Origin of the sequence: Stenotrophomonas lacuserhaii (genome assembly GCF_039674585.1) — a bacterium.
GTDB classification, from domain to species: Bacteria; Pseudomonadota; Gammaproteobacteria; order Xanthomonadales; family Xanthomonadaceae; genus Stenotrophomonas; species Stenotrophomonas pennii_A.
The window spans coordinates 1-8,286 of record NZ_JBDJNU010000072.1 but is presented as its reverse complement, the minus strand read 5'-3'; the positions used below and the strand labels follow the sequence as shown (position 1 = coordinate 8,286).

The window sequence follows — 8,286 nt, the reverse complement described above, 5'->3', positions numbered from 1 at the left end:
GGCGGGGGCGTTGAGCGGCATGGATGGCGCGAAACGAGGCCCGCAGGAGAGGCTCCTGCCGTCCCCCGCCAACCCATCCCGCCCCGCCCAACCAAGGTCCTGCAGCTGTTGCCCTGGACGTTGACGTTGCTTTAAAAAAAGCAGGTGCCGGGCGCAGCCCGGCAAACCCTCTTACACCGCGCGGGCGAGCTCGGCTGCCAGGCCCACGTAGCCACCCGGGGTCAGCTCACGCAGGCGCTGCTTGGCCTCGGCCGGCAGCTCCAGCGATTCGACGAACGCGCGCATCGACTCGGCGGTGATGCCCTGGCCGCGGGTCAGTGCCTTCAGCTGCTCGTACGGGTTGGGCAGGCCATGCCGGCGCATCACCGTCTGCACGGCCTCGGCCAGCACTTCCCATGCCGCGTCCAGGTCGGCATCCAGCCGCTGCGGATTCACCTCCAGCTTGCCGATGCCCTTGGCCAGCGAATCCAGCGCCACCTGGGTGTGGCCGAAGGCCGTGCCCAGTGCGCGCAGCACCGTTGAATCGGTCAGGTCGCGCTGCCAGCGGCTGATCGGCAGCTTGGCGCTGAAGTGTTCGAACAAGGCGTTGGCGATGCCGAAGTTGCCCTCGGCGTTCTCGAAATCGATCGGGTTGACCTTGTGCGGCATGGTCGAGGAACCGACCTCACCTTCCTTCAGGCGCTGCTTGAAGTAGCCCAGCGAGATGTAGCCCCAGATATCGCGAGACAGATCGATCAGGATGGTGTTGGCGCGGCGCGCAGCATCGCCGATCTCGGCGATGTTGTCGTGCGGTTCGATCTGGGTGGTGTACGGGTTGAACACCAGTCCCAGGCCTTCGACGAAGCGCTCGGCGAAAGTCGGCCAGTCCACGTCCGGATAGCTGGACACGTGCGCGTTGTAGTTGCCCACCGCACCGTTGATCTTGCCGGTCAGCTCCACCGCTGCCAGCTGGCGGCGCTGGCGTTCCAGGCGGGCGACCACGTTGGCCAGCTCCTTGCCCAGGGTGGTCGGCGAGGCGGTCTGGCCGTGGGTGCGCGACAGCATCGGCTGGGCTGCCTGTGCGTGGGCCAGCGCACGCAGCGAGGCGGCAATGCCATCCAGGGTAGGCAGCAACACCTCGCGGCGGGCCTGTTCCAGCATCAGCCCGTAGCTGAGGTTGTTGATGTCTTCGCTGGTGCAGGCGAAATGCACGAATTCCAGCGCGGGGGCAAGTTCGGCATCGTCCTTCAGCTGTTCCTTGATGAAGTACTCCACCGCCTTGACGTCGTGGTTGGTGGTGCGCTCGATCTCCTTGACCCGCGCGGCCTGGGCCGGGCTGAAGTCGCTGGCCAGCGCGCGCAGGCGCGCCGTGGCGCCCGCAGAGAAGGCCGGCAGTTCAACCACGCCGGGTTCCGCGCCCAGGGCCAGCAACCATTCCACTTCCACCGTGATGCGGGCCTTGATCAGTCCGTACTCGGAGAAGATCGGACGCAGTGCATCGACCTTGCCGGCATAACGGCCATCGAGCGGGGACAGGGCGAGCAGGGCGGATTCGGACATGTCGGCGGGCAGCTGTGAGACGGCGGGGGCCATATTCTAATCCAGCTGGGCCAACGGCAGGCCCACCGGCTGGGACGCGGGGTGACGGCCGGCGGTCGCCGTGAGCCTGTATCCTGAAGGCAGATGCCAGCCTGGGGAACCTGCCCGATGCCAGCCGCAGTTTCCCTTTCCCCCTGAAAGCATGCGGAGTTGATCGGATGAGCAAGCGTTCCAGCACGAATTCCACCCCCGGTTTCCGGACCGAACATGACAGCATGGGCGAGCTGCAGGTGCCTGCCGATGCGCTGTGGGGCGCGCAGACCCAGCGTGCGGTGGACAATTTCCCGGTGTCCGGCCAGCGCATGCCGCGTGGCTTCATCCGCGCGCTCGGCCTGGTCAAGGGCGCGGCCGCCGGGGTCAATGCAGAGCTCGGCCACCTGCCCAGGAACATCGCCAAGGCGGTGCAGGGCGCGGCCGCCGAAGTGGCCGCCGGTGAGTGGGACGCGCATTTCCCGATCGACGTCTACCAGACCGGCTCTGGCACATCTTCGAACATGAACGCCAACGAGGTCATCGCCACGCTGGCCAACCGCGGCGGCAAGGCCGGGCGCACGCCGGTGCATCCCAACGACCACGTCAACCAGGGCCAGAGCTCCAACGACGTGATTCCGACCGCCCTGCGGGTGTCGGCGGCGCTGGCCGCGCAGGAGGACCTGCTGCCGGCCCTGGCGCACCTGCGCAAGGCCATCGACCGCAAGGGCCGCAGCCTGCGCAAGGTGGTGAAGACCGGGCGCACGCACTTGATGGACGCGATGCCGCTGACCTTCGAGCAGGAGTTTTCGGCATGGTCGGCACAGCTGGCCTCGGCGCAGCAGCGCTTCGATGACAGCCTCAAGCGCCTGCGTCGGCTGCCGTTGGGGGGCACGGCGATCGGCACCGGCATCAACGCCGATCCGCGCTTCGGCGAACGCGTGGCCAAGGCGCTGAAGGCATCGACCGGGGTCAAGTTCGAAAGTGCCGCCAACAAGTTCGAAGGGTTGGCGGCGCAGGATGATGCGGTGGAGATGTCCGGCCAGCTCAACGCGCTGGCGGTGGCACTGATCAAGATCGCCAACGACCTGCGCTGGATGAACGCCGGTCCGCTGGCCGGGCTGGGCGAGATCGAACTGCCGGCGCTGCAGCCGGGCAGCTCGATCATGCCGGGCAAGGTCAATCCGGTGATCCCGGAGGCGACGGTGATGGCCTGCGCGCAGGTGATCGGTCACCACACCGCGATTACCGTGGCCGGGCAGACCGGCAATTTCCAGTTGAACGTCACCCTGCCGCTGATCGCGGTGAACCTGCTGGACAGCATCACCCTGCTGGCCAATGTGTCGCGGCTGCTGGCGGACAGCGCCATCGACGGGCTGAAGGTGCGCGAGGACAGGGTGCGCGAGGCGCTGGACCGCAACCCGATCCTGGTGACGGCGCTGAATCCGATCATCGGCTATGAGAAGGCCGCGGCGATCGCCAAGCGTGCCTACAAGGAACAGCGCCCGGTGCTGGAGATCGCCCTGGAGGACAGCGGCCTGGCCGAGGCCGAACTGCGCCGGCTGCTGGATCCAAAGGCACTCACCGCCGGTGGCATCCACGCAGGCGGCGGCAGCGGCGCCTGATCACCGACGACGCGCGGATTCCGCGAAGACGGCACGCAACCGTCCCGCATTCGCGGAAATTCCGTGGGACCGCACGGGACCGTCCCGCGTTCGCGGAAATTCCGTGGGACCGCACGGGACCGTCCCGCGTTCGCGGAAATTCCGTAGTGCCGACCTTGGTCGGCAACCGCGCGACGCGCGGCACAAAAAACCGAAGCCCGTCGAACGATAGGGTTGCCGCCTGTTCGCGGTTGACATGCCGGCCGGAGAAGCGTGACGACCAACGGTCGTCACCCACCAGGGCAAGGCACCGACGGCCAGCGGCCGTCACTACCCACGATCCTCAGCGGCGATCGGCCTGCAGGTTGCCGAAGGTTTCGGTGTAGTCCTTGAACTCCGGGATCACCTTCACCAGGTCGGCCGGGATCGGGTTGCTTCCCGCCGGCGGCACGATCTTCACCGGCTTCCTGTCCGGGTCTGCCGGGGCGTCGACCAGGGTGTTCTGGCGCAGCACCTGCAGGTGGCCGAACATCTGCTGCAGCATCTGCTGCTGGTCGGCCCGCAGCGGGATTTCGATCTCGTCCACCTTCATATGACCATTGGCCAGGATGATGATGTTCGGCGCCGGTGCGCGACGCACGGTGACCATGCTGTCGCTGACGGTGATTTTCGGTTTGCTGCGTTCGACGCGATGGTTGCGGTACTCCTGGTCGCAGCCGGCAAGTACGAGGCAGGACAGGGCGGCCAGCAGCAGGAACAGCTTCTTCATGGCGGTCCACGGGAATGGGGGAGCGCGTTAGTGTAATCCCCGCAGCGCGGGCCGGCCGCCGCCAGATCGCAGGCGACGGCCGGGTGCGCTCATTCGTCGCAGCCGTCCACGTCGGCCTGGTCCATCGTTGCGTACGGCGCGAACGCAGGCAGCGAGGCCGCCAGTGCCTGCTGGGTCGCCAACATCGCCGGCAGCTTGTCACACAGCCCCTTGGCCTGGACCTTCAGCTTGTCGGCCTCGGCATTGACACGCTGTTCGATACCCTCGGTCTGTCCGGAAAACACGCCTTTCAGCGCCTCGCCAGCGGCCTTGACGCCCAGGTTCGCACCGGCCACGCCGATGTCCATGCCGGCCAATGCGATGCCTTCGACCTGGTGGCGGTACTCCAGCAACTGGGCGCGTTGGGCGGGCGTGGTCACTACATCCTTGCCCTCGATCAGCAGGGCACCGGCGGGGGTGATCTCAGCGGTCGGCAGGCCATCGACCGACAGTTTGAAGTTGCCGGTGCTCATTTCCTTGCGGGCCTTGTCGGTGGCTTCCTGCACTGAACGGCCGATGCTGCTGCCGGTATCGCTGAGGGACTTGGCCGCGTCGGTGCCCTGGTCGGTACAGGCCGCCAATGGCAGGGCCAGCAACAGGGTGGGCAACAGGGTTCGCATCTTCATGGTCGATTCTTCCGTGTGTCTGTCGGGTTACTTGCCGCGCGGCAGGGTGACGGTGCCGCGCACGCCGCTGTGGCGGACATCGCCACTGCCGCTGCGCTGGACGGTCAGGTTGCCGCCCACGCCGTCGGCCCTGATCCCGCCCGAGCCGTGGCTGCCGACCAGCAGGTTGCCGCCGACATCACGCAGCTCGACGTCGCCCGATCCGAGCACGCCGATTTCCACATTACCGCGTACCTGGCGGGCATCGGCGTCTCCGGAACCAATGGTGCGGATGGCAACGTTGCCACCGACATCGCGCAGCTCCAGGTCGCCCGAGCCGATGCTGCCAACGGTTACGTCGCGGCGGATGTTGGATACCTTCGCGTCGCCGGAGCCCACCGACAGCAGGTTCAGGCTGTCGGCGCCGTCGACCCGCAGGTCACCGGAACCGACCGCGGCATGCACGCTGCCCTGGGTACGCAGCACATCCGCGTCGCCGGAGCCCACGTCCACGCTGAGCGAGCGCGCGCCTTCCACATGCGCATCACCGGAGCCGACCTTCAGCTGCACCATGACATCGGCCGGCACGCTGCCGCGGATGTCCAGCCACGCGTAGTTGTCGCCGATCACGATGCCCTGCTTGCCCTCGCGGCGCAGGCTGACCACCAGCTTGTCGCCGCTGCGCTGCTGGGTCAGGGTCAGGTCGCGCAGCCAGTCGGCACTGGAAGCGCAGGCCCGGCCGGACAGCTGCGCCGGGCCGCTGCCGGCGACCACGTGCAGGTCGTGCTGGTTGACCTCCAGCACGAGGGTCTTCGCGCCGGCCAGGTCGAGCTTAAGGTCACGGTTCTCGGTGAACTTGCAGGGCGCGTCGTTGGCCAGGGCGGACAGCGGCAGCAGCATCAGGGTGGCGCAGGCAAGCAGGGTACGCATGGCGGGTGGCTCCTTGTGCTTAGATTTCGCCGGCGCGGCGGCGCAGGCGGATGGCGAGGAAGATGAAGACGATGCCGACCGCGGCGCCGATCCAGAGGTCTGGCATGGCCAGTGCACCGAGCTGGTTGGACGGCGACAGCAGCTGGACGATGGAGTCGGAGTCCCGGGCCACACCGGAACGGTAGGCCAGTTCGACGCCGGGCACGGTGCCCAGCAACAGGCGGCCGACGATGTGCTGCCAGAACCAGCCGCTGGTCATGTCCAGCAGGCCCATCACCTTGGTGGTGCTGACCACGATGCCGGCAAACAGCGGCAGCATCACCGCCCACAGGAACGGCTTGCTCCTGGCCCAGGACGAGCACAGCAGCAGCCAGCCGACCGTCGGCAGCGACCACAGGGCGAACACCGGGATCCAGCTCAGGTGGCCAGCCGCCAGCAGCAGCGGGCTGGACGGCCCCCAGATCAGCGACATCGGGTCGCCGCCATGGGTCAGGGCCACGATCGAAATCACCGCCAGGAAGCACAGCATGGTCAGCACCGAGGCGGCCACGGCGATCAGCGGTGCGATCACGATCGCGCTGAGCACCTTGGACAGCACGGTCTGGGTGTCCGACAGCGGCAACGACTTCCAGAACAGGATGCTGCGGTCACGGCGATCGTCGTACAGCGCGCCCAGGCAGTAGAAGAACACGACGAAGGCCATCACCACGAAGGGCCACGCCGAGCTCAACGCCAGTGTTGCATCCAGGCCGTTGCCGAGGTCCACCAGATCGTTGGGATCCAGCTGGCGGGTCAGCAGGTCCAGGTCCAGGCCGTTGACCTGGATGTTGCTGTTGTTGATGTGCAGGTCGCCCTGCGAGGCGGCGCGGCGCAGCACGAACAGGCCGATGATGATGCCGATGGTGCTCATCACCAGCGAGGCGATGCCGGCGATGACCGGGGCATACAGGAAACCACCGCGGTTTTCCCAGTATTCACGCTTGAGCAGCCAGCGCAGGGTGCCGGCCTTGCTGATCGGATGGTTCACGGCGTTCATGCGTAGGTTCCCTTCATGATGGCGACGAACAGGTCGGCCAGGCCGGGGTTGCGGGTTTCACCGAGCGTCGCCAGCTGGCTGCGGGGAACGTTGTCGAACAGCAGCACGGATTTGCCGAAGGGCAGGCTGCGTTCGTCGATCGGCTTGAGCGCGCGGGCGGTATCGAGCTGGTCGGCGTTGACCAGCACTTCGGTGTAGCGCTCGCCGACCTCGTCCATTTCGGCGCTGAGCACGACCTTGCCGTCGCGGATGAACATGACGTCGGTCAGGATGTGCTCGATCTCCTCCACCTGGTGGGTAGTGACGATGATCGTTTTCTGTTCGTCGAAATAGTCTTCCAGCAGGCGCTGGTAGAACTCCTTGCGGTACAGGATGTCCAGGCCCAGGGTGGGCTCGTCCAGCACCAGCACGCGGGCATCGATGGCCATCACCAGGGCCAGGTGCAGCTGCACGATCATGCCTTTGGACAGTTCGCGAACGCGCTGCTTCGGCTGCAGTTTGGTGGTGGACAGGAAGCGCTCGCAGCGGGCGCGGTCGAAGCGCGGATGCACTCCGGCGACGAAATCGATGGCCTCGCGGACCTTCAGCCAGCGCGGCAGCACGGCCACGTCGGCGATGAAGCAGATATCGTTCATCAGCTCATCGCGGTGGCTGCGCGGATCCTTGCCGAGCACGCTCAGCTCGCCTTCCACCGAGGTCAGGCCCAGCAGCGCCTTGAGCGCGGTGGTCTTGCCTGCGCCGTTGGGGCCGATAAGCCCGACGATGCGGCCGGCCGGAATGCTGAAGCTGGTGTTGTCCAGCGCGAGGGTGCGCTTGTAGGCCTTGCGCAGGCCCCGCGCGGTGATCACATCCTGGTGTGTTGCGGCGTTCATGAGAGTTTCCCCTGGGTCAACAGTTCGTTCACGTCCAGGCCCAGGCGCTGGATGCGCTCGAGCACGGCCGGCCATTCTTCGTTGAGGAAGCGATCGCGCTCGCTGCTGCGCAGCTGCGTGGCCGCTTCTTCGGTCATGAACATGCCCAGGCCGCGGCGCTTTTCGACCAGGCCTTCGTCGGCCAGCTCCTGGTAGGCACGGGACACGGTAATGGGGTTGAGCTGGTAATCGGCCGCCACCTGGCGGACCGAGGGCAGGGCGTCGCCCGGCTTGATGATTCCGTCAAGCATCATGGCAATCACGCGCTCCTTCAGCTGACGGTAGATGGGGGCGCCATCGCTCCACTGGATATCGCTCATGGTCAGCTCCGGGGATTCAGCGACTGTGCGAAAGAAAAATACGGCATGGACAGGGAGCTGTTCAGCCGCCGCGGGGGGGAGGGTGCCGGCGGTGCGTTCCCAGCGTCCGGCACGCCTGCGTCCTGCAGGCTGTCGAGGGCGGAGGCGGCTTCGCTTTCGTCGGCACCGCCGTGCGCCGCACCGAACCACAAAGACAGGAGCAGCAGGCCCGCCGCGCTGGCGGCCGTACGGGTCATGCGACGTTGGACTGACGTATTCATCGGCTCCCCCTGTCTCAGGTGACTGGTGTTGTAGTCAACTATAACACCACAGATTCAGAGTGCAAGCGCTCTGTGTGGCCAACTGATGGCAGGGGTGGGCCGGGCTGCGCCCGGCGGTTGCGTTTTCAAGCCGAAGCCACGTCAACGGCAGAAGCTGCGGGGCTGCCTGTTGGCGGGGCGGGGTGGGTTGGCGGGGGACGGCAAGAGCCGCTCCTGCGGGCCTCGTTTCGCGCCATCCATGGCGCTCAACGCCCCCGCCAACCC

At 66.8% G+C, this 8,286-nt stretch carries 8 protein-coding genes; 1 reads left to right on the top strand and 7 read right to left on the bottom strand.

Annotation, left to right across the window (positions count from 1 at the left end; translation table 11 throughout):
• Window positions 1-171 precede the first annotated feature (171 nt).
• A complete protein-coding gene (gene purB, locus ABE522_RS17105; protein WP_346592730.1) occupies window positions 172-1,539 on the bottom strand; it encodes an adenylosuccinate lyase in 1,368 nt (455 codons plus the stop codon).
• Between the two features lie 197 nt (window positions 1,540-1,736).
• Between purB and ABE522_RS17100 the strand changes: the two genes are divergently transcribed.
• Window positions 1,737-3,173: a class II fumarate hydratase gene (locus tag ABE522_RS17100; RefSeq protein ID WP_346592729.1), complete on the top strand. Its 1,437-nt coding sequence runs from the start codon at window positions 1,737-1,739 to the stop codon at window positions 3,171-3,173.
• A 322-nt stretch (window positions 3,174-3,495) separates the two neighbouring features.
• Here the strand turns inward: ABE522_RS17100 and ABE522_RS17095 are convergent, their stop codons facing one another.
• The 6 genes from ABE522_RS17095 to ABE522_RS17070 form a co-directional block, all read right to left on the bottom strand.
• Window positions 3,496-3,921 carry a hypothetical protein gene (locus tag ABE522_RS17095; RefSeq protein ID WP_346592728.1) on the bottom strand — a complete coding sequence of 142 codons (426 nt, stop codon included), beginning with the start codon at window positions 3,919-3,921 and terminating at the stop codon, window positions 3,496-3,498.
• Window positions 3,922-4,010: 89 nt separating this feature from the next.
• Window positions 4,011-4,586, bottom strand: a complete 576-nt coding sequence (locus ABE522_RS17090) for a hypothetical protein (RefSeq protein ID WP_346592727.1) — start codon at window positions 4,584-4,586, stop codon at window positions 4,011-4,013.
• Between the two features lie 27 nt (window positions 4,587-4,613).
• Complete coding sequence (locus ABE522_RS17085) at window positions 4,614-5,495, bottom strand: DUF4097 family beta strand repeat-containing protein (RefSeq protein WP_346592726.1); 882 nt, start codon at window positions 5,493-5,495, stop codon at window positions 4,614-4,616.
• A 19-nt stretch (window positions 5,496-5,514) separates the two neighbouring features.
• A complete protein-coding gene (locus ABE522_RS17080) occupies window positions 5,515-6,531 on the bottom strand; it encodes an ABC-2 transporter permease (protein WP_346592725.1) in 1,017 nt (338 codons plus the stop codon).
• Complete coding sequence (locus ABE522_RS17075) at window positions 6,528-7,403, bottom strand: ABC transporter ATP-binding protein (RefSeq protein ID WP_346592724.1); 876 nt, start codon at window positions 7,401-7,403, stop codon at window positions 6,528-6,530. Before ABE522_RS17075 ends, ABE522_RS17080 begins: the two co-directional genes overlap by 4 nt.
• Window positions 7,400-7,762 carry a GntR family transcriptional regulator gene (locus tag ABE522_RS17070; protein ID WP_057687616.1) on the bottom strand — a complete coding sequence of 121 codons (363 nt, stop codon included), beginning with the start codon at window positions 7,760-7,762 and terminating at the stop codon, window positions 7,400-7,402. The genes ABE522_RS17075 and ABE522_RS17070 overlap by 4 nt, the downstream gene beginning before the upstream one ends.
• Between the last annotated feature and the right edge of the window lie 524 nt (window positions 7,763-8,286).